This is a genomic window from Microvirga soli, assembly GCF_016734765.1.
Lineage (GTDB): Bacteria > Pseudomonadota > Alphaproteobacteria > Rhizobiales > Beijerinckiaceae > Microvirga > Microvirga soli.
In genome coordinates, this window is the sequence record NZ_JAERQE010000015.1 from 53,249 (window position 1) to 78,387 (window position 25,139).

The following is a 25,139-nucleotide window of genomic DNA, read 5'->3' on the forward strand; positions in this document are numbered from 1 at the left end:
CATCTAAGGGAAGTTCTTCTCTCGATTCGAGGATCGCATGCTCTCCGACAACCCCGCCCCTTCCGACGATCTGGTGAAGGACACCACCACGGCGGCATTCCGCCAGGACGTGCTGGCCGAGTCCATGCAGCAGCCGGTGCTCGTAGATTTCTGGGCGCCCTGGTGCGGCCCCTGCAAGCAGCTGACGCCGATCCTGGAAAAGGCCGTGCGCGCCGCCGGCGGCAAGGTGAAGCTCGTCAAGATGAACATCGACGAGCATCCGCAGATCGCCGGCCAGCTCGGTGTGCAGTCGATTCCCGCCGTGTTCGCCTTCCAGCGCGGTCAGCCGGTGGACGGCTTCATGGGCGCCCTGCCGGAAAGCCAGATCAAGAGCTTCATCGAGCGCCTTGTGGGCCCGCTCGGCCCCAGCGCCGTTGAGGAGATCCTGGCCGAGGCCGACCAGCTGGCAGCTGCCGGCGACATGGGCGGAGCGGCCGAACTCTACGCTGCCGTCCTCTCGCAGGATCCCGAGAACGTCGCGGCGCTCGCCGCCCTCGTGAAGCTCCATGTGGAGGTGGGCGATCTTGAGGGCGCCAAGCGCTTCCTCGCCATGGCGCCGCAGGCGAAGGCGGGTGACCCGGCCATCGCCGGCGCCCGCGCGGCCATCGAACTCGCCGAGCAGGCAGGTTCGCTCGGCGATCTCGCGGATCTCCAGCGTCAGGTCGAGACGGATCCGAGCGACCATCAGGCGCGGTTCGATCTCGCCATCGGGTTGAACGGCCGCGGACGGCGCGGAGAAGCTGTCGATCACCTCCTTGAAATCGTCCGGCGCGACCGCAATTGGAACGAAGACGGCGCGCGCAAGCAGCTCGTTCAGTTCTTCGAGGCCTGGGGCCCGATGGACGAGATGACGCTGGCAGGGCGGCGGAGGCTCTCCTCGCTCCTGTTCTCCTGACGCGTCTTAACGGTTGAGGAGATCGGAATGGGAATGAACGCGGCGTACCGAGGGCCGGAGGATTGCCCGTCGGTCATACCGGTCTTTCCCCTTCCCGGCGCGCTTCTTTTCCCGCGTGGGCAGATGCCGCTCAACATTTTCGAGCCGCGCTACCTCGCGATGATCGATGAGGCGCTCAAGACCGACCGCATCATCGGCATGGTGCAACCCGATGCGGACAACGATCCCAACGCGACGGCGCCGAAGCTCTACCGGGTCGGCTGCGCCGGCCGCATTACCCAGTTCGCCGAGACCGGCGACGGGCGCTATCTGATCACGCTCATCGGCGTCGGGCGCTTCCGCATCGAGGAGGAGCTGCCGCCCATCGATCTCTTCCGCCGCTGCCGCGTGAGTTTCGAGCCCTTCGCGTCCGACTTCACGGCCCGCGCCGGCGAGACCGAGGTCGACCGGGCCGGCGTGGTGAAGGCCCTGCGCGACTTCGTCGACGCGGTGCACGTGAAGGTGGACTGGCGCGGCATCGAGGAGGCGCCCAACGAGGCCCTCGTGAATGCCTTGTGCATGATGAGCCCGTTCGGCGTACGCGAGAAGCAGGCGCTCCTGGAAGCGCCCAATCTCAAGTCGCGGGCGGAGGTTCTTATCGCGCTCACCGAGATCGAACTCGCCCGCAGCGGCGTCGGCTCCGATTCGACCATGCAATAGGAATTCCAACGATGGTTCCCGACACACCCGAGACGCCCCAGGCCGTGGAGGCAACACGGATCGATCCCAAGCTCCTGGAGTTGCTCGTCTGCCCGCTCACCAAGGAAACGCTCGAATACGACGCGTCCCGGCAGGAGCTGATCAGCCGCCGCGCCAAGCTCGCCTACCCGATCCGCGACGGCATCCCGATCATGCTGCCGGAAGAGGCGCGGCCGCTGGGGGATTGAGGCTTCCTGCCTTGTTCATCAAACAAGGCGGCGCTAAGGCTGCGAGAGCAATCAATCCTAGCCGGATCGCGCAATGCCTCATTTGACGCTGGAATTTACAAGAAACCTATCCGGGTTCGATGCCCAAAAGGCCTTGCTTCACATGAACAAGGTCATCTTCGACACGGGGCACTTCGACGAAGTCGACATCAAAAGCCGCGCAATTCCCATCGATTGCTTCGTGATCGGAACGTCGCCCGAAAACCGATGCTTCGTTCATGCGAAGCTGGCTGTCATGAACCACAGACCTCCAGAGGTCAGGCAGACCTTATCCACGATGCTGTTGCAGGAATTGAGCGGCCTCCTGCCCGAACGTCCAGGGCTCCATGTTCAGATTTGCGTCGAGATCCTGGAGATCGAGCGGGATACCTATTCCAAGGCTGTCCTGGACGCATCGTAGAGCAGGCTCCGGGCTCAAAGAGGGTGCCCTGAGCGCGCCGCTATCACCTCCGCCAATGCCAGAACGCGCGCCGCCATGTCGGCATGCAGCCGCTCGACCATGCGGCCGTTGAGGCTGATCGCCCCCTTGCCGGCATTCTCCGGCTGATCGAAGGCCGCCACGATGGCGCGGGCGCTGTCCACCTCCTCCAGCGACGGCGCGAAGATCTCGTTCGCCGTTGCGATCTGACCCGGGTGGATCAGGGTCTTGCCGTCGAAGCCGCAATCGCGGCCCTGTTCGCACTCGGCGCGAAAGCCCTGCGCGTCGGACAGGCTGTTGTAAACTCCGTCGAGAATGTCGATGCCGTGCGCCCGTGCGGCGGCGAGCGCCGCCATGAGCCAGGGGAGCATCGCGGCACGTCCCGGCAGCAGGCGCGCGCGGGTGTCCTTGGCGAGATCGTTCGTGCCCATGACGAGGCAATCGAGCCGCGTGTCGACATCGTGGGCCGCGCTTGCAATCGATTCCGCATTCAGGATCGCGAGCGGCGTCTCCATCATCGCCCAGACGCGGGTGCGCTCAGCAGCGCCCAACCGGCGCAGGCGCAACCCCACGGCCGCAAGCGTCTCCGCAGACGACACCTTCGGCACCAGGATCGCGTCGGGCGCTGCCGCAATGGCGGCCGCGAGGTCGGCCTCGCCCCAGGGCGTCTCAACGGCGTTGACGCGGATTACCAGTTCCCGCTTGCCGTAGCCGCCGGCCTGCACCGCCGCGCAGACCCGCTCGCGCGCCTCCGCCTTCACGTCCGGCGCCACCGCGTCCTCGAGGTCGAAGATCACTACGTCGGCGGCCAACGCCTTCGCCTTCTCGATGGCCCTGGCATTGGAGCCCGGCATGTAAAGCGCGGAACGGCGCGGGCGGATGGTGGTCATGGCGTCTTCCTCACGATGAGGATCGGTTTTAATCGTGGTCCTGCTTGAAGAACAGTGTCATTCCCGGCCGGAGCGCAGCGGAGGGGAAGGGAATCCATAGCGCCGCGTGTGTGAATGGATCCCCTTCCCGGCCTACGGCCGCCGGGGATGACAAGTAGAGCAGAAAGAATGTGGGTTGCAGGCGTCGACGGCTGCAGGGCCGGGTGGATTGCGGTGCTCATGCGGGTGGACGATCCGCAGGCCCACCGCATCGTGACGGTGCCGACGCTCGACGCCATCGCCGATGCCCTGGAGCAACCCGCCGTCATCGCCGTCGACATGCCCATCGGCCTGCCCGAGCGCACGGATGGTCCGGGGCGGCTGCCGGAGCAGCTGATCCGTCCGCTGCTTGGGCAAAGGCAATCCTCAGTCTTCGCCATCCCCTCGCGCCGTGCCGTGGAGGCTGAGGATTATGGGGAAGCCTGCGCGCTCGCGGCTGCCACGTCCGAGCCTCCGCGAAAAGTCTCGCGCCAGGGCTTTGGGATCTTTCCCAAGATCCGCGAGATCGACGCGCTGCTGCGGGCGCGGCCTGACCTGCTACCGCGCGTGTACGAAGTGCATCCGGAGCTTGCCTTCTGGGCTCTCAACGACCGCAAAGCTCTCGACCAGCCGAAGAAGGTCAAGGGCACGCCCTACGGGCCAGGCATGGCCCTGCGGCGAACCCTCCTGACCCGATCCGGCCTCCTGCCCGAAGGCCTGATCCACGCGACTCCCCCGCGCGGCGCAGCCCAGGACGACCTGCTCGATGCGCTCGCGGGGTTGACCGTGGCGCTGGATATCGCGAGAGGTGGAGGACAACCCTTTCCCGACCCGCCCGGCCGCGATGCCCACGGCCTGCCGGTCGCCATCTGGACGCTGCGCTCATGACCATCACCCGCGCCGAAATCGAAGCCGCCCATGCCCGCATCGCCCCGCATGTGCGCCGCACACCGGTCCTGAACCAGACGGGCGCCTTCGGCCATGACGGGCCGGTAAGCCTGAAGCTGGAGTTCCTGCAGCATGCGGGCTCGTTCAAGACGCGCGGCGCCTTCAACGCCCTCCTGTCGCAGGAGGTGCCGTCCGCCGGCGTCGCGGCGGCCTCCGGCGGCAATCACGGAGCGGCCGTGGCCTACGCGGCGAGCCAGCTTGGCGTGAAGGCCCGCATCTTCGTGCCGGAGATCTCGAGCCCTGCGAAGATCGCGGTCATCCGCTCGCACGGGGCCGAGGTGGTGATCGGCGGCGCGCGCTATGCGGATGCGCAGGAAGCCTGTGACCGATACGTGGCCGAATCCGGCGCCCTGCGCATCCACCCCTTCGCGGCCGAGAGCACCATGATCGGCCAGGGCACGGCGGCGCTGGAATGGGAGCAGGATGCTCCTGCCCTCGACACCGTTCTCGTGGCGGTCGGCGGCGGCGGCCTCATCAGCGGCGTGGCGAGCTGGTGGTCCGGCCGCGTGAAGGTGGTGGGCGTGGAGCCGGAGGGCTCGCGGGCGCTCCATGCGGCGCTTGAGGCCGGACGGCCGGTCGACGTGGAGGTCGATTCGGTGGCGGCCGATTCGCTCGGCGCCAAGAACACCGGCGATTTGGTCTACGAGGTCTGCCGCGAGAGCGTCGATCATGTGGCGCTCGTCACGGATCAGGCGATCCGCGATGCCCAACGGATGCTCTGGCGCGACTATCGCATCGCGTCCGAGCCCGGTGGCGCGGCGGCTCTGGCCGCGCTGATCTCCGGCGCCTATATGCCACGCTCAGGTGAAAGAATTGGCGTGCTCCTGTGCGGGGCCAATGTGGAACTCCAGAAGCTCGCCGAACTCGTGCATCCGTAATCGCAAGGACGACCCATGTTCCCGACCCGCCTGACCGAAGGATACCGCGCGTTTCTCGATGACCGCTTCCCGCGCGAGAAGAACCGCTTCGAGACGCTCGCCGAGAAGGGCCAGTCGCCGGAGGTGATGGTGATCGGCTGTTGCGACAGCCGTGTGTCGCCGGAAGTCATCTTCGATGCCAGCCCGGGCGAATTGTTCGTGGTGCGCAACGTGGCCAATCTTGTTCCACCCTATGAAACCGGCGGCGAGTTTCACGGCACGTCCGCGGCCCTCGAATTCGCCGTGCAGGCCCTGCGGGTGAAGCACATCGTGGTGCTGGGACACGCCCGCTGCGGTGGCGTGCGGGCCTTTGCGGATGACACCGCCCCTCTCTCGCCGGGCGATTTCATCGGCCGCTGGATGACCCTGATCAAGCCGGCCGGCGAACGGCTTGGGCCTCATGACGGCAACCTGGAGGAATACCTGCCGCGTCTCGAACTCGCCGCCATCGAGAACAGCCTCAAGAACCTGATGACGTTCCCCTGCGTGCGCATCCTGGTCGAGCGCGGGAAGCTGCAGCTCCACGGCGCCTATTTCGGGGTCGCAAACGGCGTGCTGCTGGTGCGCGATCCTGAGACGGGCGAGTTCAAGCAGGCCGTGGACGACATGCCCGAGCGCGTGTCGATGTTTGCCGCCCGCGAGGTGTAGGGATAGGATTCCTCGGCCGCCTCCACGATCCTTCGCCGTCCCGTCGGTTCACCGGAAACGCTCATGGCCACCATCCGCAATCCCATCCTGCCGGGCTTCAATCCGGATCCGGCTTTCTGCCGGGTCGGCGACGATTACTACATCGCGACCTCGACGTTCGAGTGGTATCCGGGCGTGCAGATCCACCACTCGCGCGATCTCGTGAACTGGCGGCTGGTGAGCCGTCCGCTTAACCGCAAGTCCCAGCTCGACATGCGGGGCAACCCCGACAGCTGCGGCGTCTGGGCGCCGGCGCTCACCTATGCGGACGGCCTGTTCTGGCTGATCTATACCGACGTGAAGCGCCGCCTCGGCAACTTCAAGGACACGCATAACTACCTCGTGACCGCGCCGTCCATCGAGGGCCCCTGGTCCGATCCCGTTTACATGAATTCCTCGGGCTTCGACCCGTCGCTCTTTCACGACGATGACGGCCGCAAGTGGTTCGTCAACATGGTCTGGGATCACCGTCGCCGCCGCTCTTCGTTCGACGGCATCCTGCTGCAGGAATACTCAACGACAGAGCAGCGCCTCGTCGGCCCCATCAAGAACATCTTCAAGGGCAGCCCGCTCGGCCTCGTCGAAGGGCCGCACCTGTGGAAGCGCAACGGCTGGTACTACCTGACCGTGGCCGAGGGCGGCACCGCCTACAACCATGCGGTCACGATGGCGCGTTCAAGAACCATTGATGGCCCCTACGAGCTTCATCCCAACATCCATCTCATCACCAGCAAGGACGCGCCCGACGCGCCGCTCCAGCGGGCAGGCCACGGCTTCTACGTGGAGACGTCCACGGGCGAGGTGTTCCACACCCATCTGTGCAGCCGCCCCCTGCCAGGAACGCGGCGCTCGCCGCTTGGCCGCGAAACGGCCATCCAGCGGGTGGTCTGGGGCGAGGATGGATGGCTCCACCTGGCTCATGGTGGGCAGGTACCAGCCCTTGAGGTAGAAGGTCCCAATCTTCTACCGCATCCCTTCCCGCCCGAGCCCGAGCGTCACGATTTCGATGAGGCCGAGCTGCCCTCCCCGTTCCAGTGGCTGCGGACGCCCGAGCCGGAGCGGATCTTCTCGCTCTCGGCGCGCCCGGGCTGTCTGCGCCTCTACGGGCGCGAGTCGATCGGCAGCTGGTTCGAACAGGCCCTGGTGGCCCGCCGCCAGACGGCCTGGATCTACTCAGCCGAAACATCGGTGGATGTCCAACCTGAGACCTATCAGCAGCTGGCCGGCCTGATCTGCTATTACGACCGCGCCCGTTTCCATTATCTCGCTGTCTCCGCCGGTGACGACGGACAGCGCGTACTGCAGGTCATCTCGTGCCTGGGCGATCACCCCGACGCGCTGATGAGCTATGCACTGGAGAGCGACCTGACCCTGCCGGACGGTCCGGTTCATCTTGGCGTCGACGTGCGTCTGGCTGAGCTTCAGTTCCGCTGGTCCACGGACGGCAAAACATGGATGCCGGTCGGCCCGGTTCTCGACGCCAGCATCCTGTCGGACGAGGCAGGTCCCGGCGCCCACGGCTCGTTCACCGGAGCCTTCGTCGGCATGGCTGCCCATGACATGACGGGCCGGGCGTTCCCGGCGGATTTCGATTTCTTCAGTTACCGCGAAGATTCGTCGGGTGCTTGATGCAAAAAGGCCGCCTCGAGGCGGCCTTTTTTATCTCGATGAGCGGTGCTGATTACGCCGCCTGCTTCTTCGCCTTCAGCAGGCCGCGATTGGCCATGGCTTCGGCGATCTGCACGGCGTTCAGCGCCGCGCCCTTGCGCAGGTTGTCGGAGACGCACCAGAACGACAGGCCGTTCTCCACCGTGATGTCCTCGCGGATGCGGGAGATGTAGGTGGCGTCCTCGCCGGCCGCCTCGTGCGGGGTGATGTAGCCGCCGGGCTCGCGCTTATCGATCACCATGATGCCGGGCGAGGAGCGCAGGATGTCGCGGGCCTCGTCGGCACTGATCGGGTTCTCGAACTCCACATTCACGGCTTCCGAATGGCCGATGAAGACCGGCACGCGCACGCAAGTCGCGGTGAGCCTGATCTTCGGGTCGAGCATCTTCTTGGTCTCGGCCACCATCTTCCACTCTTCCTTCGTGTACCCGTCCTCCATGAACACGTCGATCTGCGGGATCAGGTTGAAGGCGATGCGCTTGGGGAACTTCTTCTCCTGCACGTCCTGAAGCGAGTAGAGCGCCTTGGTCTGGCGGTCGAGCTCGTCCATGCCGTCCTTGCCGGCGCCGGAGACCGACTGGTAGGTGGCGACCACGACGCGCTTAATCGTAGCGCGGTCATGGAGCGGCTTGAGGGCCACGACGAGCTGCGCCGTGGAGCAGTTCGGGTTGGCCACGATGCCCTTCTTGATCTCGCGCAGGGCCTCGGCATTCACCTCGGGCACCACCAGCGGCACGTCGGCGTCGTAGCGCCAGGCGGAGGAGTTGTCGATCACCACCGCGCCTTGAGCGGCGATCTTGGGCGACCACTCCTTGGAGACCTCGCCACCGGCGGACATGAGGCAGATATCGACATCGGAGAAATCATAGGTGTCGAGGGTCTTCGTCTTCAGGATCTTGTCGCCGTAGGAGACTTCCGACCCCTGGCTGCGGCGGGAGGCCAGCGCCACCACCTCATCGGCCGGGAAGGCCCGCTCGGCGAGGATGCTCAGCATCTCGCGGCCAACATTGCCGGTTGCACCGACGACGGCGATCTTGAAACCCATGTGACTTCTCCTGTTGCGGCTCTCCCCGGAAAACTTGAAGACCCTGCTCGGGTGCTGCCTCTCGCCCCGTGGGAGAGAGGACCGGGGACGACGAGGCTTATTCGGCTGTTTTCACAGCCGTTGTGGCGGTTTTCGTTTTGCTCGTCGTCTGAGTGAGCAGCGCCATTGCCATCGTCCATCCAAAGCCTGGTTGCGGCTTTGATCGCGCCAGAAACACACCAAAGACACGCTTTCGTCAAGCGTTTCCTTGGGCTCCGTGCGTTCAATCGCCTGTCAGCACATCGGTCGAGAGATTGAAGCGGTAGAAGACCTTGTTCATCCGCTCGGCCCCGAGGCGCTCGTAGAACGCCTGAGCGCCCGTGTTGGTGCCATCCGTGGTGAGGTCGATGCGGGTCAGCCCCTGTGCCCGGGCATGGTCCGCCAGCCAGCGCATCAGCACTACTCCCACGGCCTGGCCCCTGGCCTGGCTCTCGACGAAGAGCTCCTTGATGAAGAGAAGCCCCGACAGCTTGAAGCCCGGCCGCAGGACGGCAAAGCAGGCAAGGCCGACCGGGCGACCGTCCCGATAGGCGAGGGCATAGCGGGTGCCCTCCTGTTCCCGCATCGAGCGCTCGACCATGGCCTGCGTGGGCTCGAGGGGCTGAGCCACCTCGGGGCCGCCATAATGCAGATCCAGGGCGCGGATCAGCGCCGCGATAGCGGCCGCGTCTTCAAGGGTGGCAAGGCGGACGACAGTCTCGGGCATTGGGGCTCGGCGCTTTAAGCTTTGGTTTACCTTGCTTAGCAAAACCTTTCGAACCCTGGCCAGTGTCACGGTAGAACATGGTGATGACGTGATCCATGGATTCGAGTGGTGGCGCGATGCCAAGGGCGGGATATGCCGAATGGGACGAGGAGGATCTCGCCGACTGGGTCGACGAGCGCCCGGCCCGTCGCCTGAAGCGCAGGCGGTCGTCCTGGCTGCGGGTGATCCTGATGTCCCTCTGCAGCATCGGGGGCCTTGCCTATCTCGCCCTGCAGCTGGAACCGGCGCGCCGCCCAACTGAGCGCGCCAAGGAGGTGCCCTCCTCCGTCCTGGTCGCGCCTGCACCGTCCTGGAAACCGGCCCCCGCCTCCCCGGCTCTTTATGCCCTTGCGGGGGCCTCAGGGCCCGTCGCCATGGAGGCGCGCCAGCACACGAACGGCGCGCGGGAAGATACGCTGATCCTCGGCCGCTTCGGCGACTTCCGCTATGCCCAGGTGTCGCTCGTGCAGGGGCAGCCTGAGAGTGCGGGCAGTTTCTACATCGACATCGTGCGCCGGGCCGCCCGCGCGGGCCTGGCCGTAGCGCATCAGGGCCAAGGCCGGACGGTGACGACGAAGTTCGGCACCCTGGAAGCTGCTCCCCTGACCCTGGCGGCCAAGGGCGAGCAGGCCTGTCAGGCCTTCCGCTTTTCCGATGGGGACGCCGATTTCAGCTTCCAGGGCTGGCTCTGCGGATCCTCCGCGCCCGACGACGCGCAGCTGGCCTGCTTCATCGACGGGATGAGTCTGGCCGGCGCCAGCAGCCCGTCGATGAAGGCCGTTTTTGCCCGCGCCGAGCGCGGCCGGACTGAAGCCTGCGGACCGGCTGCCCGCACGGCTTCCGTTGCCGTCAAGCCTCCGGCCCGACCGTAACCGCCACCCGGTGCATGACGTTGCAGCCATAGCCGTTCGGATTCCAGTTCGCGGCCCGGAAGGGCTGCGCCCGCCCTTTTGAGTCCGTGGCCCGGGCAAAGATCTCGTAGAAGCCGTCTCCGGACAGGGGCAGGGACATCTGCCAGCGCGTCCAGTCGTAGCGATTGCGCGGCGGCGTCATCGCGGCCTCGACCCAGGTCGCGCCACCATCGAGGGTCACCTCCACCCGCGCCACCGCGTCGTCTCCCGCCCAGGCCGCACCGCGAACGCTGAGCGCCCGCGTGCCCGCCGGATAGCGGACACCATCGGCCGGCGCCGTGACGATGCTGCGCACCGGCATCGTTTCGATGATGCGGGTCTCGACATTCTTGCTGTCCTCGCCCGGAGCCAGGGGGTGGACCGGCAGGCGATAGGACAGGCCCGTCATGCCCGGCCCGTCATGCTCCCGGTCGCGAACCCAGATGCGCTTGAGCCATTTCTGGCTGAGCGAACCGGGCCAGCCCGGCACGACGAGTCGCAGGGGACCGCCATGAATGAAGGGCAGCGTCTCGCCGTTCATGGCCCAGACCAGAAGCGTGTGCTCTTCCAGGGCCTTGGCAATCGGTACACCGCGGGACATGGCCTGATGCTCGAAGCTTCCGGTCTTGTCGGGATCGGCGCCGAAATGGCCGGTGAAGAGAGCGCTGCTCTTCAGGCCTGCCTCGCGCAGCACGTCGCCCAACGATACGCCCGTCCATTCCGCGCAGCCGACGCCGCCATGGGTCCAGGGATTGCCTTCGGCTTTCGGCTCAAAGAAGGAGCGGCCATTGCCGCCGCATTCGAGCACCATGCGGAAGGTCTTGTGTGGGAAGCGGCTTTTCAGGTCGGCAAGCGTCAGGTGCAGCGGGCGCTCGACCTCACCGTCGATGGAAAAGGTCCAGCCGTCCGCATCTGCCACGGGCTCCGGCAGCAGGCCGTTGTTGCGCACGAAGAAGCGCGCAACGGGCGTCGTCTCGTCGTCGAGAAACTCCTCGGGCGTCTCGGCCACGAGGGGCATATCGCCCAGAAGACTCAAGCCGTCCTTGCCTTCGAGGCCTTTTCGCCCCTCGCGCTTGTGCTGCATCGCACGTTGTCCTTCTCACCTTGCAGTGAACGCCATGACTGAACGGAACCATTTTAACGATGGTCGGCTTGTTCTGACAGTATTCAAGCGTAACAACGCCGGCGCGCCGATTGCAGAGATTGGAGCGCCCCTTCTGGAGGTTTACTCATGCGCCGCTTTGCCCTTCTGGGTCTGGCTTCCCTGGCTGCGCTCGCGACCATCCCGGTGGCGGACGCGCAGGCACAGGACCGTCCCCTCGTTCTTCGCGTGCAGCCCCGCAGCTTCCTCGATCCCGGCCCCGTAGTCGAGCCGGGCTCGCTCAACCGCTACGTCACGGCACCGATGATCTCCTCAGTGGCGAACCCGCCTTGGGGTTACCAGCGCGACCGCTTCGGCGAAGGCTCCCTGCCCGATCCGATCGGCGGGCCGTTCGTGGGCGCGCGCAACCCGTTCTCGGACATCGATTCGACCGGATCGATTCGCTGACCCCTGGCAAAAAGCCCCGGAGCGATCCGGGGCTTTTCATTATCAGGATTGAGCTTCGAGCTCCTTGACGATGGCATCGCCCACATCCTGCGTGCCCACCGCGTTCATGCCGGGGGCGGCGATGTCCTTGGTGCGGGTGCCGGAGGCCAGCACATTGGCGATGGCCCTGTCGAGACGATCCGCCTCGTCGAGAAGGCCGAAGGAATAGCGCAGCGCCATGCCGAAGGAGCCGATCATCGCGATCGGGTTGGCCAAGCCCCTGCCGGCGATGTCTGGCGCGGAGCCATGGACCGGCTCGTAGAGCGCCTTGCGCTGTCCGGTGGCCGGATCCTCGGCACCCAGCGATGCGGAGGGCAGCATGCCGAGCGAGCCTGTGAGCATGGCGGCGATATCCGACAGGATGTCGCCGAACAAATTGTCAGTGACGATCACGTCGAACTGCTTGGGATAGCGCACGAGCTGCATGGCGCAGTTGTCGGCCAGCACATGCTCGAGCTCGACGTCGGAGAACTCCGCCTTGTGGATGCGGGTGACCACCTGGCGCCAGAACACGCCGGTCTTCATCACGTTGAATTTTTCCGCCGACGAGACTTTGTTGCGGCGCTTCTTGGCGAGGTCGAAGGCGACCCGCGCGATGCGCTCGACTTCATGGGTATGATAGATCTGCGTGTCGACCGCTCGCTGGGAGCCGTCCTCCAGGGTGACGATCTCCTTCGGCTCGCCAAAATAGACGCCGCCGGTGAGCTCGCGCACGATCATGATGTCGAGGCCTTCCACCACCTCGCGCTTGAGCGAGGAGGCGTCAGCCAGTGCCGGGTAGCAGATCGCCGGGCGAAGATTCGCGAAGAGGCCGAGATCCTTGCGCAGGCGCAGGAGGCCCGCCTCAGGGCGCACCGCATAAGGCACGCTGTCCCATTTCGCGCCGCCGACCGCGCCGAAGAGCACCGCGTCGGCTCCTTGAGCCAGCTTCATGGCGTCTTCGGAAATCGACGCTCCGTGGGCGTCATAGGCCGAACCGCCGACGAGATCGGTTTCGGTCTCAAAGCCGAGGCCGCGCTTGCGGAACCAGCTCACAATCTTCTCGACCTCGCGCATGACCTCGGGGCCGATGCCGTCACCGGGGAGAAGGAGAAGCTTGTGCGTTGCCATGATCGGTATCCTTGCTCGATTTTCGCTTCGTCGTCCCCGGGCTTGTGCCGGGGATCCACGTCTTGATGGCTCTGCGTTTCAGAAGACGTGGATGGCCGGAACAAGTCCGGCCATGACGGGAGGGTTTAGGCGCGCGACCCTTGCCTTGGCAAGCATTCATCGCGTTGGTCGTTAGGCGGAGGCTTTCAAAGCCGTCACCTCGATCTCGATTTTCATCTCGGGCAGGAAAAGCGATTTGACGACCAGAAAGGATGTTGCCGGACGGATATCGCGAAGGACCTCCCCACAGATTGCAAGAATGGCCTCAGCATCGTCCGTCTCGGTCGCATAATAGGTCACGCGGACAAGATCCTTGAGGCTCGATCCCGCCTCATTGAGGAAACGCTCGATCGTCCGCCAGCAGTTGCGCGTCTGCTGCGCCACGTCGTCCGGGATCTGCATGGTGTCATAATCATAACCGGTCGTGCCGGCCATGAAGACCCAAGGATCCTGCACAACCGCGCGAGAATACCCGTAAGCCTTCTCCATGGGAGAACCGGAGGAAAGAAGCTGGCGCGTCATGAAAGATCTCCTGATGTCGTGGCAAGCGTAGCAATGGGCTTCCGTAGCCTGCAATCCTCTGCAGTCCACGCGGAAAGAAAGGCCGGTCAGCCGTTCTCTGCGCGTCTGTCCTTCGGCGTTCGCACCACCGTGACCGAGCAGGGTGCCTCCGCCACCACCTGCGATGAGACGCTGCCCAGGTAGCGCCTGAGCGCCGAGGAGGCCCGCGCGCCGATCACGATGTGGTCGACGTTGTTATGACGGGCGTAGTCGACGAGCGCTGCCGCCGGGTCGGGGGCCTCCAGCACGCTGTAGGAGATCCGCTCCGTCGGAACTCCCAGGGACGCGCCCCAGTGCTTGAGCTGGACGAGGCGCTGGACGTGGAGGCTGTTTCCCTCCGCATCCTCCAGGATGTCGACGGCGATGCGCGAGGTTTTCAGAATATTGACGCAGGCGATGCGCGCCTCGGTCTCGAGCGACAGGACACGCTGCACCATCAGGCGCAACGATTCCGCCAGATCCTCACTGCCCGGTGAGAGATCCACTGCGGCGAGCACGATGGGCGCGCGGGAGAGATGGCCGGTGATGTTGGGCATCTCCAGCGGCTGCGCCTTACGCGCCTTGAGCCAGCGCCGGAAGGTCTTCATTCCGCTGTCCCGGGCCAACCGCTCGGCGCGCTCGGTGAGCTTCACCTGGTCGGGGTTGTCCAGGTCCAGCGCCAGCTGGGCGGCCGTCGCGTAGCGGTCCTGCGGGTCGACCTCGAGGCAGCGCAGGATGATCTCCTGCAGCCAGGGCGGGCATCCGGGGGCGAGCGCCCGCGGCGGCACGGGATCGCGCCACAGGCGCTTGCGGATCTGGCCGCCGCGCGGAGTACCGAAGGGGCGCTCGCCCGTGACGAAGAAATACAGCATCACGCCGAGCGCGAAGAGGTCGCTGCGCGGGTCGGCCCGATCCTGAAGCACCTGCTCGGGCGCCATGTAGGGCGTGGTGCCGAAGGGCTCGCGGAACTCCTCGGCGAGAAGATCGGGCAATTGCTCGTGCCGGGCGAAGCCATAATCGATGAGCACGACCTCGCCGGTCTCGCGGATCATCACGTTGCTCGGCTTGATATCGAGATGGATGACCTTCTGCAGATGCAGGTCGTGCAGGGCATGGGCCACCTTCGCCCCCATAGTGACCACCTCCTCCCACGGCAACGGCACCTCGTCGAGGCGGCTTTTGAGGGACTCGCCCGGAATTCGCTCCATGACGATGTAGGGCATGGGATCGAGCGGCCCGGCAGTGACGAAGCGCGGCACATGCGGGCCGGTGAGGCGTGGCATGATCATCTGCTCGGTCTCGAAACAGACGATGGGCAGGGGATCGTCGCTGTCGAGGAGCAGCGGGAACTTCATGACCAGCGGCGTCGGATCGTCTTCTCGGGTCACGGTCCAGAGCAGCGCCATGCCGCCGGTGCTCACGTGCTCCTGCAAGGTGAAGCCATCGATCACCATGCCGGGCTCAAGACGCCAGCGCATGCGTCAGCGGCCCTGTTCGAGACGCAACGCGAGCTTTTCAGGCAAGCCTGCCTCCCGCACCTTTTGCGCAGCGGTGGCCGTGTCATAAGGCACGCGCAGGTAGCGCAGGGTCTGGCGCGCCGTGTCGAAGACGGCGTAATTCGCCGCCGCTACCCCGTCCCGCGGCTGCCCGACGGCCCCGATGACCGCAAGCCAAGTGCGGGTCGGCAGAAGCGGAATGTCGTTGTTCGCCACCGGCGAGAAGGTGCCCACCTTCGCGGTGGTGCTCATGTGATAGAGCATGGGCACATGCACATGGCCGCAGAAGGTGACGTGCGCCTCAACCCGGGAAAAATGGCGGATCGCCTCCATGGGCCCGTCCATGTAGTCCCAGTTGCGCGGGGCATAGCCGTTGGCATGAACGTAGAGGACGTTTCCTTCCTCATGGATCAGCGGAAGATCGGCCAGGAACCGGCACTGCTCGGGTCCGAGCTGGCCGCGCGTCCAGCGGATCGCCTCGCGGGCCGTGCTGTTCATATCCTCGTCGGATCCGTCGATGGCCGCATCGTGATTGCCCAGCAGCGCGATGGCGCCCTGGTCCACCAGCGTCCTGATCGTGTCGACCACCCAGGCCGGATCGGCACCATAGCCCACATAATCGCCGAGGAAGACGAAGCGGTCGACCTTGAGCAGGCGCGCATGAGCGAGGCAGGCGGAGAGCGCCTCGCGGTTGCCGTGGATGTCGGTGAGGATGGCGATGAGCATGGGAGCAGTTCAACTCCAAATGCCCCAGGGCCGCAACTGGCGAATGGCTGGCAGGCGATGAAGCGGACGAAGTGCGACGACGTCGGCCTAACGAAGGGACGGGCAGGACTTGCGGAAGGCGGTAAAGACCCGATGGGCCTGACGGTCGAGGGGCATGACAATGGAATGGCCTGGAACGCTGGCTTTCAGTGTTCGACCTTTCGAGAACAGCTGCAAAAGATGTTTGGGCTCTTGCAGAACCCCAGAAATCTGAAGATCGCCGAAACGGTCTCGAGATGCCTTTGCCATCAGCCTTGTGTGTGCCCCGTCACTTGCGAGGGTCACCGTGAGCGCATCGCCCTCTTTCATGTTCGACGTCGAAAGATCAGGGATCACCGTGATCCGGCCGCTCTTCCGAGCGCAATAGATCCACAGCAACCCAACATCGCTCTCGGGAACGGCATAGGCGATGAATGCCTGTTCCTTGTCCGCATACTTGCTCCAGGCCGGTTGATCAGTCTGGACATCCGCCCCCTGCGCGGCAGTAATCCTGAGAAATATGGCGGCAAGACAAAGGGGGACTCTCACAGCTGCCTCCGAACGCGAAGTTATTCGAACTCAATAACATCACGTTCGGGGACGAGGTTCTGTGCGCAGTCTCACGAACCACACACAAGGATGATGCAGTCAGGTCAGCCACGCAGCGCCTGCAGGACTTTGCCGCCGGGGCGGCCACGGGGCTCGAGGCCGATGCGGCGCTCCACGTCCTTGATCGCCTCGCGGGTCTTGGAGCCGATCTTGCCGTCCGGCTCGCCCACATCGTAGCCGCGGGCGGTGAGCAGGGTTTGCAGCTCACGGCGCTGGGCGCGCGACAGCGGCGGATCATCGGTGGGCCAAGCGGTCTGGATGCCGGGCAGGCCTTTTAGCCGGTCGCCGAGGAGCGCGATGGCGAGCCCGTAGGACTCGGCGGCGTTGTATGAGTAGACCGCGTCGAAGTTCTTGGTCACGATGAAGGCCGGGCCGTTCACGCCCGCCGGGATGAGAATGCCGGCGGCGTAACTGCCCTCAAGCGGCCGTCCGTCGACGCGGCGCACGCCCATGGCGGCCCAGGTGGCGAGCGGCTTCTTGTTCTTGCGCCCGGCCAGGCCGGAATTGAAGTTCTGCGGCAGGCGCACCTCGTAGCCCCAGGGCAGGCCGTTCACCCAGCCGGCTTTCTTCAGGAAGTTGGCCGTGGAGTGAACTGCATCCGGCACGGAGTTCATGATGTCGCGCCGCCCGTCGCCATCACCGTCCACTGCGAGGCGCTGGAACGTGGAGGGCATGAACTGGGTGTGGCCGAAGGCGCCGGCCCAGGAGCCGCGCAAGTTGGCCGGGTTGATGTCCCCGTCCTGCACGATCTTGAGCGTCGCCATCAGCTCGCCCTTGAAATACTCGTTGCGGCGGGGCGCATAGCACACAAGGGTCGAGAGCGACTGCACGAGGGGCCGCCCGCCGATATCCTTGCCGAAATTCGATTCGACGCCCCAGACGCCCGCGATGGCATAGCGGTCGACGCCGAAGCGCGCCTCTGCGGCAGCAAGGGCGCGGCCCGATTGCTGCATGGCGGCGCGGCCGTCCTGCACCCGCTCGTCGTCCACGAGGGCCGAGAGATAGTCCCAGATCGCCGTCTTGAACTCGGGCTGGTTGCTCATGAGGTCGAGGATCGTCAGATCCGGCGTAATGCCGCGGGTTGCAGCATCGAATGCCTGACCGGAGATTCCTTTAGCGGCAGCCTGGGATTTCAGGCCGGCAAGGCAGGAGCCGAAATCGGCCTGGGCCGCAGCCGGCGAGGCAAGGCCGAGGCCTGCGAAAACGAGGAGAGCGGGGGCAAGAAGCTTTTTCATGCCGGGCAGATTGCAGGGAATTTGGTTAATCTTGTGAAAACGGGGCCGCACCTCACGCTTTCGTCATGACAGGGCCTCGGCTCAACCGGCCTCGATCTCCGGATCGGGAAGATTGCACTGGATCCAGCGCTCGTTCACATGAACGTCTGTGGTCTCCAGCCGCCCGGGCCCGAGATTGACGAATTTGTGCGGAACATGGGCCGGGCCGAAAACAACCTGGCCCTTTTCGCATTCGAAGCGCTCGTCGCCCACGGTAAAGAGCGCCCGCCCCTCACGGATGATGAAGATCTCGTCGTAGGGGTGGACGTGCCATTTCGGCCCGTCGCCGACCTCTTCCGTGGAATAGAACAGCACGGTCGCGCCGGTGCCGAGGGTGTGCCCCTCGACATGGCCCTTCCAGAACAGGTCCGGATGGGTCGCCCAATCGGCGCGATCAAGAACCCGAGGCTTGGCTGTCGTCATCGCTCACCCCATGAGCGCAAAAGGCTTTTAAGCCCAGGCCCGCTCGCCGAGCTTCTTCTCGAAGGTATCGATGGCGGAGGCCTTCTCCATGGTGAGCCCGATGCCGTCGAGACCGTTGAGCATGCAATGCTTCTTGAACGGGTCGATGTCGAACGTGATCGAACCGCCGTCGGGACCGCGGATCTCCTGGCGCTCCAGGTCAATGGTCAGCGTGGCGTTGGCGCCGCGGCTGGCATCGTCGAAGAGCTTTTCCAAGTCTTCCGGGGAGACCTTGATCGGCAGAATGCCATTCTGGAAGCAGTTGTTATAGAAAATGTCGGCGAAGCTCGTGGAGATCACGCAGCGGATGCCGAAATCGAGCAGCGCCCAGGGGGCATGCTCGCGGGACGAGCCGCAGCCGAAATTATCGCCTGCCACCAGGATCTTGGCGTTGCGGTAGGCCGGCTGGTTCAGGACGAAATCCGGGTTCTCCGAGCCGTCCTCGCGGTAGCGCATCTCCGAGAAGAGGCCGGTGCCGAGCCCCGTGCGCTTGATCGTCTTCAGGTACTGCTTGGGGATGATCATATCGGTGTCGATATTGATGATCCGCAGCGGCGGCGCGACGCTTTCCAGCACGGTGAACTTATCCATGATCCTCAATCCTTCGGGCGGTGCCTGAGCCGCTTTTCAGGTGCCTCATACCAAAGGGTTCCGAGATCGGCTAGGGCAACGATAGCCGCATGATCACTTAGTGTCTTACAAAATGGCTGGCCAAGCTGTTCTTTAATTGCGCATAGGCCGCTTCAATGTGTTCAGGAATGTCCAGATGCGCGATGAAGCCCTTCCCTTTGGGCCCATAGCCATGGGGGTCGTCGCGCAACCGGGGGATCTCTCCCATGACGAGGGTCAGGAAGCGGTCCATCGACCACAACCCCGCAATCCCATTCAGGTCGAACTGAAGCTCCTCCTCGGCCAGGCGAACCCGAGGGGTGAATGTGGGCCAGTTGAGAATTGTCAGGTCAGGGCGATCGCTCCAGACATGCCGGAACGTGGCATCGGCCCGCCTTTGCATCGTCGGGTCTTGGATCAGCAGGATCGTTCTCACAGGCAGGCCGGCATTCTCCAGAACCTTAAGCGAGAACCGGGCGTTCTCGCCGCTGTTGGTGGAATCCGGCTCGATGAGAATGCTTGAGCGGTCGATACCCCAGAACCGCTCAGCGATGTCCGCAAGAATGTGAGCCTCAGTTCGTGCCTCCGTGACCGTGACTCGATAGGCCGGATGCATTGCAACTTTCCGGCGCAGAACCTCCGTTGCGTGACCGATGCCGCCCGTGATCAGGAGTTTAGGCCCGATGCCGCCCTTCACGGCACGAAACGCACCTTCGGCTGTCTCAAGAACGCAATTGCCTGCCAGGATGATGCAATCGACAGATCCAGTTGCCAAACCCTCCGGCAAGCCGTCAGACCCCTTAGGACCGAAATCGTCCAAAGCCAGGAAAGCAGCCACTTCGTTGAGGGCCGCTACACTCTGCGGGGTGAGCCGAAACGGGTTTTGATCCATGAGTCAGCCAGCCGCCGCCTCGATGGCTTCCATGTCCTCGTCGGAGAGGCCGAAATGGTGACCAATCTCGTGGACTAGTACGTGAGTGACGATGTGGCCCAAGGTCTCCTCGTGCTCGGCCCAGTAATCGAGAATCGGGCGGCGGTAGAGCCAGACCATGTTGGGAAACTGGCCCGTCTGCATCATGGCGCCGCCCTGGGCGAGGCCGATGCCGCGAAAGAGGCCCAAGAGATCGAAGGGTGTTTCGCAGCCCATTTCCCGCAGGGTCTCGTCATCGGGAAAATCCTCGACCCGGATCACCACACCTTCGCACAGGGCGCGGAATTCCGCCGGCAGGCGGGCGTAAGCGTCCCGCGCCAGGGCTTCCAGGTCGTCGAGGGAGGGTGCCTGGAGGGCGGCGAGATCGGTCATGATTTTAAAGAATGTCGAGCTGAACAAGGAGCCAGAAGCCGAGGATCACGACGCCGATCAGGGACAGGATGCGTCCGATGCGCCGGCCCCAGAGCTCGATCGGGTCCGTGTCGCCCTCCGGATCCATGGCGTCCTTGGCGCCGAAATGATCGCCCGCCCGCCGGCCCATGCGGGCGAGCGCCGATGATCCCAGCGTGTCCGTATCCCGCTGCACGCGCTCCAGCGCCTCGCGGGCCTCGGCGGCTTCGCGGGTCTCGCGCTCCCGATCGTTCATCGGTCCCCTCCCGGCTTAACATTGGCTTCACCATGGCGCCTGAACGGCAACTTCGCAACGGAACGCCTGCGGGGCTGAGCCGTTAACTGCCCCGGATAAACAATTCTTGAAGAGGCAACAATGCGTACGATTCTCGGTGTCCTGGCTGTAGCCGGGTTGACTTTCCTCGGCGCCGGAACGGCGTCGGCCCAAGGTGTCGATGTGCGGATCGGCCCGAACGGCGTTCGTCTGGAGCAGAACCGCCCGGACTATCGTGAGCGCGTCATCGAGCGCCGCGTGGTCCGTCCCGCTCGCACCCGCACCGTGTGCCGCACCGTGATGGAAGAGCGCGTCCGCCGGAATGGCGACATCGTCCGTCGCCCGGTCGAGCGCTGCCGCCAGGTGGTGGCCGGCCGCCGGGTTTATGTGGACTAAGGGCTAAAAGCTTTCCTAATGGAAAGAGGCCGTGACTCGCTAAGAGTCACGGCCTTTTCGTTTGTTCAAAGCAATGGGTCAGCCGAAGGTGCGGATGTCCACGAAGCGGCCCGCAATCGCCGCCGCCGCCGCCATGGCGGGCGAGACGAGGTGGGTGCGGCCCTTGAAGCCCTGACGACCCTCGAAATTGCGGTTCGAGGTCGAGGCGCAGCGCTCGCCCGGAGCGAGGCGATCTGCGTTCATGGCCAGGCACATGGAGCAGCCGGGCTCACGCCAGTCGAAGCCGGCCGCCTTGAAGATCTTGTCCAGCCCTTCGGCCTCGGCCTGCATCTTCACGATGCCGGAGCCGGGGACGATCATGGCGCTGACGCTCTCCGCCACGCGCTTGCCTTCGACCACCTTGGCCACTTCCCGCAAGTCCTCGATGCGCCCGTTGGTGCAGGAGCCGATAAACACGCGGTCGAGCGCAATGTCGGTGATCTTCATGCCGGGGGTCAGGCCCATATATTCCAGGGCGCGCCACTTGGAGCGGCGCTTGTTCTCGTCCTGGATGTCGTCCGGGTTCGGCACCACGCCCGCCACCGAGATCACGTCTTCAGGGCTCGTGCCCCAGGTGACAATGGGGGGAAGGCTTGCGGCATCGAGGCGGATCTCGGAGTCGAAGAACGCGCCCTCGTCGGTGGGCAAAGAGTCCCAGTAGCGCACGGCCGCGTCCCAGGCCTCGCCCTGGGGCGCCTTGGGCTTGCCCTTGAGGTAGGCATAGGTCTTCTCGTCGGGAGCGATCATGCCGGCGCGGGCGCCGCCCTCGATGGCCATGTTGCAGATCGTCATGCGGCCTTCCATGGACAGGGACCGGATGGCCTCGCCTGCATATTCCATGACGTGGCCGGTGCCGCCGGCGGTGCCGATCTCGCCGATGATAGCCAGGATGATGTCCTTGGCGGTGACGCCGGCGGGCAGCTGCCCGTCCACGGTCACGCGCATGTTCTTGGCCTTCTTCTGGATCAGCGTCTGGGTCGCGAGCACGTGCTCGACCTCGGATGTGCCGATGCCGTGGGCCAGCGAGCCGAAGGCGCCATGGGTCGAGGTGTGGCTGTCGCCGCACACGATGGTCATGCCCGGCAGCGTGAAGCCCTGCTCAGGGCCGACCACGTGCACGATGCCCTGACGGGTATCGAGCTCGTTGTAGTACTCGACGCCGAAATCCTTGGCGTTCTGGGCGAGAGCCGCGACCTGGGTGGCGGCTTCGGGATCCTCGATGCCATGCGAGCGGTCCGAGGTCGGCACGTTGTGATCAACCACGGCCAACGTCTTCTGCGGCTGGCGCACCTTGCGGCCGGTTATCCGCAGGCCCTCGAAGGCCTGGGGGCTCGTCACCTCATGGACGAGGTGGCGGTCGATATAGAGGAGGCACGTCCCGTCATCCTGCTGATCGACGACGTGATCGTCCCAGATCTTGTCATAGAGGGTGCGGGCTTTGGCCATGGTGCTCTTCCAACGGTCTCAATAAGGGTGACTTCAGCATATTTAGCGGTTTGCCGCTCTCCGGAGAAGATGCCCTGAGCGCACGCCGCCTTGAAACGATCGCATAGCAGACAGGATAGAACGCGCAATTATATTTTTGTCGCGCGGCCCTGTCCGCAAAGCTTGTTCCATTAGCAAAAAAGCGCGGTTTGCACCGCGCTTTCGAAAACTTTGCCTGAGAAGTGGGAGCTTTACTCAGCTGCGGCCTGGGGCTTCTTCTCGACGCGCTCGGTGATACGGGCCGACTTACCGCGACGGTCGCGCAGGTAGTACAGCTTGGCGCGACGGACGGCACCGCGGCGCACGACCTTGATCGAGTCGACGTTGGGCGAATAGATCGGGAACACGCGCTCGACGCCTTCGCCGTAGGAGATCTTGCGAACCGTGAAGCTCTCCTGGAGGCCGCCACCCGAACGGGCGATGCAGACGCCCTCGTAGGCCTGGATACGCGAACGCTCGCCTTCCTTCACCTTCACATTGACGATGACGGTGTCGCCGGGCTGGAAATCGGGAATGGTCTTGGCGAGCTTGGCGATCTGCTCTTGCTCGATCTGCTGAATGAGGTTCATGTCTGTACTCCTGCCGTTGCGCGGCCTCAGGGCAAGCCCCGAACCCGCTGGATTTCGGCGTCCTGTTTTAAGTTGAGGCCGCGCCTATACAGGAGTTCGGGTGGGTTGTCGAGCCTATGGGCGTGCGGCAGGCCTGACCTCAGCGAACAGGTACCTGTCGAACCAGTCCGGGAATGACCTTGCGAGTGCTCGCGGCCCTTCCACCGTGAGCCCCATCCGCTGCGCCTCGGCAAAGCTCGCATCACCCCGCCACCAGGCGACCAGCGCAGGCAGACGGGCGCGGACTCGAAGCGGCTCGGGAAAACCGGGGTTCTGCGTGCAGAGCGAGACCTCGGCCTCCTTCAGCAGCAGGAAGCGCGGCTGGTGCTGCCCCTCGATCTCGAAGCGGACGACGAGGGGTTCCTTCGGCAGGGCCTCTACACGCACCCGCCGCTGCATGTCGACGAGCAGGGGCTCGAGATCGAGATCTTCATCCGCAGCTTGGCGCGGCAGCCAGCGCTGACCCCAGGTGCCGAGGGCGCTGACGATGTTCATCAGCTCTCGGCCAGCCTCGGTGAGGGCATATTCCGGCCCATGCTCGCCCTCTATGCGCTGCAGGGCGCCCGCCTGCACCAGCGCCTGCAGGCGCTCGGACAGCATGGTCCGGGAGATGCGCGGGATGCCGCGGCGGATGTCGTTGAAGCGGCGGCTGCCGCACAGAAGCTCGCGCACCACGAGAAGGGTCCAGCGTCCGCCGATCACCTCATGGGCGCGGGCCACGGAACAGAACTGACCGTAATCTGCCATGGCCCAAGCGCTACCATGGCGGCCGAGGGTCGAGAAGTCCGGATTCCGGACCTGACGGGAAGCCTGTGCCGGTCTAACGAGGATGCACGTTCTTCGGACAGCAATCATGACCTCTCAATCCCGTACCATCCTCGACCGCATCGGCAACACGTCCCTGGTTGCGCTGCGTCGCATCGTGCCGTCCAACGGCGCCCGCATCCTGTTGAAGCTGGAGAGCGAGAACCCCACCGGCAGCATGAAGGACCGGATGGCGCTCGCCATGATCGAGGCGGCGGAGGCCGATGGGCGGCTTAAACCTGGCGGCTCGGTGGTCGAATATACTGGCGGCAGCACGGGGGTGTCGCTGGCGCTCGTGTGCGCCGTGAAGGGATACCCGCTCGACGTGGTGACGTCGGATGCCTTCGCACAGGAAAAGCTCGACCACATGCGGCTGCTCGGCGCGACGCTCCACATCGTGGAAAGCGATAGCGGGCGCATGACGGAGAAGCTTACCAAAGACATGATCGAGCAAGCCCGCATCATCGCGGAAGAGAAAGGCCCGTTCTGGACCGACCAGATGAAGAACCGGGATCAACTCGCCGCCTATCACCGCATGGCCGACGAGATCCGGGAGCAAACTGGCGGCCGCATCGACGCCCTCATTCAGAGCGTCGGTACGGCGGCTTCGTTGCGCGGCATTGCCGAAGGGTTGCGCCACCATCGCGACGATATTCAGATCGTTGCCGTCGAGCCCGCCGAGTCGGCGGTGTTGTCAGGCGGCCCGTCAGGTGCACACAAGATCGACGGGATCGGCGCCGGCTATGTGGTGCCGCTCTGGCACGAGAGTATCGCGACCGGCATCGAGCGCGTCTCAACCGAAGAAGCCATGGCGATGGCGTTTCGCCTCGCCCGCGAGGAAGGCCTGTTCGCCGGGACCTCCACAGGCGCCAATGTCGTCGCGGCTTTACGGCTCGCCGAGCGGCTGGAGCCGGATGCGACTATCGTCACCGTGATGTGCGATTCGGGGATGAAATACCTGAAGACCTTCGGGACAAGGCTCGCAGCGAACGCGCAATCCTGACGCCGAAGACACATCAGGGAACAGGCGGCAGACGGCGCTTCACGGGCGAAGCCTTGACGATGGAGGTGCTGGTCTGGGCGCGTTGCGCGATCCGCTCCAGGATCGGATCGAGTTCGTCGATGGAACGCAGGAGATAGCGGGCCACGAAGCAATCGTCCCCGGTCACCTTATCGCACTCGATGACCTCGGGGCTCTCAATCAGGAGCTTCTCCACATGGTGCAGCTGGCCCGGCAGGGGCCGGATGCGCACGATGGCCGTCAGGGTGTAGCCCAAGGCCTTCGGGTCGAGTTCGACCGTATAGGCACTGACCACGCCGTCCTCCTCCTCCAGCCGCCGCAGGCGTTCGGCGACGCTCGGAGGCGACAGGCCGACGCTGCGGGCGAGTTCCGCGTGCGAGAGCCTGGCATTGTCGCTCAGGAGTCCGATCAGCGCCTGATCGATCTCGTCCAGAGATGAATTCCTGATTTTAAGGTTTCTTGCTGAATTCGCCATTGCTTCGAAGGCCAAAAGTTCGAACCGGTTTCGATCCTGAAAGTACGCCCGTCCCGGCAAAAGATAAAGTTGTGCCTCGTC

General features: G+C 64.7%; 31 protein-coding genes. 12 read left to right on the plus strand and 19 right to left on the minus strand.

Annotated features, from left to right (window positions below; genetic code table 11):
* The first annotated feature begins 37 nt into the window (after positions 1 to 37).
* The 4 genes from trxA to JKL45_RS14575 all read left to right on the plus strand — a co-directional run bounded on the left by trxA (position 38) and on the right by JKL45_RS14575 (position 2,299).
* Positions 38 to 934, plus strand: coding sequence for a thioredoxin (gene trxA, locus JKL45_RS14560; protein ID WP_201862026.1), 897 nt, complete (start codon positions 38 to 40; stop codon positions 932 to 934).
* Positions 935 to 961: 27 nt separating this feature from the next.
* Positions 962 to 1,633 carry an LON peptidase substrate-binding domain-containing protein gene (locus tag JKL45_RS14565; RefSeq protein ID WP_201862028.1) on the plus strand — a complete coding sequence of 224 codons (672 nt, stop codon included), beginning with the start codon at positions 962 to 964 and terminating at the stop codon, positions 1,631 to 1,633.
* An 11-nt stretch (positions 1,634 to 1,644) separates the two neighbouring features.
* Positions 1,645 to 1,860, plus strand: coding sequence for a Trm112 family protein (locus JKL45_RS14570; protein ID WP_201862029.1), 216 nt, complete (start codon positions 1,645 to 1,647; stop codon positions 1,858 to 1,860).
* 73 nt (positions 1,861 to 1,933) lie between these two features.
* Positions 1,934 to 2,299: a 5-carboxymethyl-2-hydroxymuconate Delta-isomerase gene (locus tag JKL45_RS14575; RefSeq protein WP_201862031.1), complete on the plus strand. Its 366-nt coding sequence runs from the start codon at positions 1,934 to 1,936 to the stop codon at positions 2,297 to 2,299.
* A gap of 14 nt (positions 2,300 to 2,313) precedes the next feature.
* Here the strand turns inward: JKL45_RS14575 and JKL45_RS14580 are convergent, their stop codons facing one another.
* A complete protein-coding gene (locus JKL45_RS14580; protein WP_201862033.1) occupies positions 2,314 to 3,207 on the minus strand; it encodes an HpcH/HpaI aldolase/citrate lyase family protein in 894 nt (297 codons plus the stop codon).
* A 168-nt stretch (positions 3,208 to 3,375) separates the two neighbouring features.
* Here JKL45_RS14580 and JKL45_RS14585 point away from each other — a divergent pair, with 168 nt between their 5' ends.
* The 4 genes from JKL45_RS14585 to JKL45_RS14600 all read left to right on the plus strand — a co-directional run bounded on the left by JKL45_RS14585 (position 3,376) and on the right by JKL45_RS14600 (position 7,406).
* The gene (locus JKL45_RS14585; RefSeq protein WP_201862035.1) at positions 3,376 to 4,113 is read left to right on the plus strand and encodes a DUF429 domain-containing protein; all 738 of its coding nucleotides are present in this window, start codon (positions 3,376 to 3,378) and stop codon (positions 4,111 to 4,113) included.
* The gene (locus JKL45_RS14590; protein ID WP_201862037.1) at positions 4,110 to 5,051 is read left to right on the plus strand and encodes a threonine/serine dehydratase; all 942 of its coding nucleotides are present in this window, start codon (positions 4,110 to 4,112) and stop codon (positions 5,049 to 5,051) included. Before JKL45_RS14585 ends, JKL45_RS14590 begins: the two co-directional genes overlap by 4 nt.
* A 15-nt stretch (positions 5,052 to 5,066) precedes the next feature.
* Positions 5,067 to 5,738 (plus strand): carbonic anhydrase, encoded by a 672-nt coding sequence (locus tag JKL45_RS14595; protein WP_201862039.1) that lies wholly within the window; start codon positions 5,067 to 5,069, stop codon positions 5,736 to 5,738.
* A gap of 63 nt (positions 5,739 to 5,801) precedes the next feature.
* On the plus strand, positions 5,802 to 7,406 hold the full coding sequence (locus JKL45_RS14600; RefSeq protein WP_201862041.1) for a glycoside hydrolase family 43 protein: 1,605 nt from the start codon (positions 5,802 to 5,804) through the stop codon (positions 7,404 to 7,406).
* A gap of 52 nt (positions 7,407 to 7,458) precedes the next feature.
* Here the strand turns inward: JKL45_RS14600 and JKL45_RS14605 are convergent, their stop codons facing one another.
* The gene (locus JKL45_RS14605; RefSeq protein WP_201862045.1) at positions 7,459 to 8,490 is read right to left on the minus strand and encodes an aspartate-semialdehyde dehydrogenase; all 1,032 of its coding nucleotides are present in this window, start codon (positions 8,488 to 8,490) and stop codon (positions 7,459 to 7,461) included.
* 262 nt (positions 8,491 to 8,752) lie between these two features.
* The gene (locus tag JKL45_RS14610; RefSeq protein ID WP_201862047.1) at positions 8,753 to 9,235 is read right to left on the minus strand and encodes a GNAT family N-acetyltransferase; all 483 of its coding nucleotides are present in this window, start codon (positions 9,233 to 9,235) and stop codon (positions 8,753 to 8,755) included.
* Between the two features lie 95 nt (positions 9,236 to 9,330).
* Between JKL45_RS14610 and JKL45_RS14615 the strand changes: the two genes are divergently transcribed.
* Positions 9,331 to 10,146, plus strand: coding sequence for a hypothetical protein (locus JKL45_RS14615; RefSeq protein WP_201862048.1), 816 nt, complete (start codon positions 9,331 to 9,333; stop codon positions 10,144 to 10,146).
* Here the strand turns inward: JKL45_RS14615 and JKL45_RS14620 are convergent.
* Positions 10,124 to 11,248, minus strand: coding sequence for a sulfite oxidase (locus JKL45_RS14620; RefSeq protein WP_201862049.1), 1,125 nt, complete (start codon positions 11,246 to 11,248; stop codon positions 10,124 to 10,126). The genes JKL45_RS14615 and JKL45_RS14620 overlap by 23 nt on opposite strands.
* A 147-nt stretch (positions 11,249 to 11,395) precedes the next feature.
* On the opposite strand from JKL45_RS14620, the gene JKL45_RS14625 reads away from it, so the two are divergent.
* Positions 11,396 to 11,713 carry a hypothetical protein gene (locus JKL45_RS14625; protein WP_201862050.1) on the plus strand — a complete coding sequence of 106 codons (318 nt, stop codon included), beginning with the start codon at positions 11,396 to 11,398 and terminating at the stop codon, positions 11,711 to 11,713.
* A gap of 42 nt (positions 11,714 to 11,755) precedes the next feature.
* On the opposite strand, the gene leuB is transcribed toward JKL45_RS14625, so the two are convergent.
* From leuB to JKL45_RS14680, 11 genes are all read right to left on the minus strand, one after another.
* Complete coding sequence (gene leuB, locus JKL45_RS14630) at positions 11,756 to 12,862, minus strand: 3-isopropylmalate dehydrogenase (RefSeq protein ID WP_201862051.1); 1,107 nt, start codon at positions 12,860 to 12,862, stop codon at positions 11,756 to 11,758.
* A gap of 171 nt (positions 12,863 to 13,033) precedes the next feature.
* Complete coding sequence (locus JKL45_RS14635) at positions 13,034 to 13,423, minus strand: RidA family protein (RefSeq protein ID WP_201862053.1); 390 nt, start codon at positions 13,421 to 13,423, stop codon at positions 13,034 to 13,036.
* 86 nt (positions 13,424 to 13,509) lie between these two features.
* Entirely contained in the window at positions 13,510 to 14,919 is a 1,410-nt protein-coding gene (locus JKL45_RS14640; protein ID WP_201862059.1) for a serine/threonine protein kinase, read from the minus strand.
* A 3-nt stretch (positions 14,920 to 14,922) separates the two neighbouring features.
* Complete coding sequence (locus JKL45_RS14645) at positions 14,923 to 15,663, minus strand: metallophosphoesterase family protein (protein WP_201862061.1); 741 nt, start codon at positions 15,661 to 15,663, stop codon at positions 14,923 to 14,925.
* A gap of 87 nt (positions 15,664 to 15,750) precedes the next feature.
* Positions 15,751 to 16,230 carry a hypothetical protein gene (locus JKL45_RS14650; RefSeq protein WP_201862063.1) on the minus strand — a complete coding sequence of 160 codons (480 nt, stop codon included), beginning with the start codon at positions 16,228 to 16,230 and terminating at the stop codon, positions 15,751 to 15,753.
* A gap of 104 nt (positions 16,231 to 16,334) precedes the next feature.
* Positions 16,335 to 17,525 carry a lytic murein transglycosylase gene (locus tag JKL45_RS14655; protein WP_201862065.1) on the minus strand — a complete coding sequence of 397 codons (1,191 nt, stop codon included), beginning with the start codon at positions 17,523 to 17,525 and terminating at the stop codon, positions 16,335 to 16,337.
* Between the two features lie 81 nt (positions 17,526 to 17,606).
* Complete coding sequence (locus tag JKL45_RS14660) at positions 17,607 to 17,987, minus strand: cupin domain-containing protein (RefSeq protein ID WP_201862069.1); 381 nt, start codon at positions 17,985 to 17,987, stop codon at positions 17,607 to 17,609.
* A gap of 27 nt (positions 17,988 to 18,014) precedes the next feature.
* Positions 18,015 to 18,617 (minus strand): 3-isopropylmalate dehydratase small subunit, encoded by a 603-nt coding sequence (gene leuD / locus JKL45_RS14665; protein WP_201862072.1) that lies wholly within the window; start codon positions 18,615 to 18,617, stop codon positions 18,015 to 18,017.
* Between the two features lie 97 nt (positions 18,618 to 18,714).
* The gene (locus JKL45_RS14670) at positions 18,715 to 19,527 is read right to left on the minus strand and encodes a YdcF family protein (protein ID WP_201862074.1); all 813 of its coding nucleotides are present in this window, start codon (positions 19,525 to 19,527) and stop codon (positions 18,715 to 18,717) included.
* 3 nt (positions 19,528 to 19,530) lie between these two features.
* The gene (locus tag JKL45_RS14675; protein WP_201862075.1) at positions 19,531 to 19,938 is read right to left on the minus strand and encodes a metallopeptidase family protein; all 408 of its coding nucleotides are present in this window, start codon (positions 19,936 to 19,938) and stop codon (positions 19,531 to 19,533) included.
* A gap of 4 nt (positions 19,939 to 19,942) precedes the next feature.
* The gene (locus JKL45_RS14680; RefSeq protein WP_201862076.1) at positions 19,943 to 20,212 is read right to left on the minus strand and encodes a hypothetical protein; all 270 of its coding nucleotides are present in this window, start codon (positions 20,210 to 20,212) and stop codon (positions 19,943 to 19,945) included.
* A 120-nt stretch (positions 20,213 to 20,332) separates the two neighbouring features.
* Here JKL45_RS14680 and JKL45_RS14685 point away from each other — a divergent pair, with 120 nt between their 5' ends.
* A complete protein-coding gene (locus JKL45_RS14685; protein ID WP_201862078.1) occupies positions 20,333 to 20,626 on the plus strand; it encodes a hypothetical protein in 294 nt (97 codons plus the stop codon).
* A 78-nt stretch (positions 20,627 to 20,704) separates the two neighbouring features.
* Here JKL45_RS14685 and leuC read toward each other — a convergent pair whose 3' ends face one another.
* From leuC to JKL45_RS14700, 3 genes are all read right to left on the minus strand, one after another.
* Positions 20,705 to 22,111: a 3-isopropylmalate dehydratase large subunit gene (leuC, locus tag JKL45_RS14690; RefSeq protein WP_201862080.1), complete on the minus strand. Its 1,407-nt coding sequence runs from the start codon at positions 22,109 to 22,111 to the stop codon at positions 20,705 to 20,707.
* Between the two features lie 230 nt (positions 22,112 to 22,341).
* Positions 22,342 to 22,719, minus strand: a complete 378-nt coding sequence (gene rplS, locus JKL45_RS14695) for a 50S ribosomal protein L19 (RefSeq protein ID WP_201862082.1) — start codon at positions 22,717 to 22,719, stop codon at positions 22,342 to 22,344.
* Between the two features lie 114 nt (positions 22,720 to 22,833).
* Positions 22,834 to 23,505 carry a winged helix-turn-helix transcriptional regulator gene (locus JKL45_RS14700; RefSeq protein WP_201862084.1) on the minus strand — a complete coding sequence of 224 codons (672 nt, stop codon included), beginning with the start codon at positions 23,503 to 23,505 and terminating at the stop codon, positions 22,834 to 22,836.
* Positions 23,506 to 23,611: 106 nt separating this feature from the next.
* Here JKL45_RS14700 and JKL45_RS14705 point away from each other — a divergent pair, with 106 nt between their 5' ends.
* Positions 23,612 to 24,565, plus strand: coding sequence for a PLP-dependent cysteine synthase family protein (locus tag JKL45_RS14705; protein WP_201862087.1), 954 nt, complete (start codon positions 23,612 to 23,614; stop codon positions 24,563 to 24,565).
* A 13-nt stretch (positions 24,566 to 24,578) separates the two neighbouring features.
* Here the strand turns inward: JKL45_RS14705 and JKL45_RS14710 are convergent, their stop codons facing one another.
* On the minus strand, positions 24,579 to 25,058 hold the full coding sequence (locus tag JKL45_RS14710; protein WP_201862089.1) for an Lrp/AsnC family transcriptional regulator: 480 nt from the start codon (positions 25,056 to 25,058) through the stop codon (positions 24,579 to 24,581).
* Between the last annotated feature and the right edge of the window lie 81 nt (positions 25,059 to 25,139).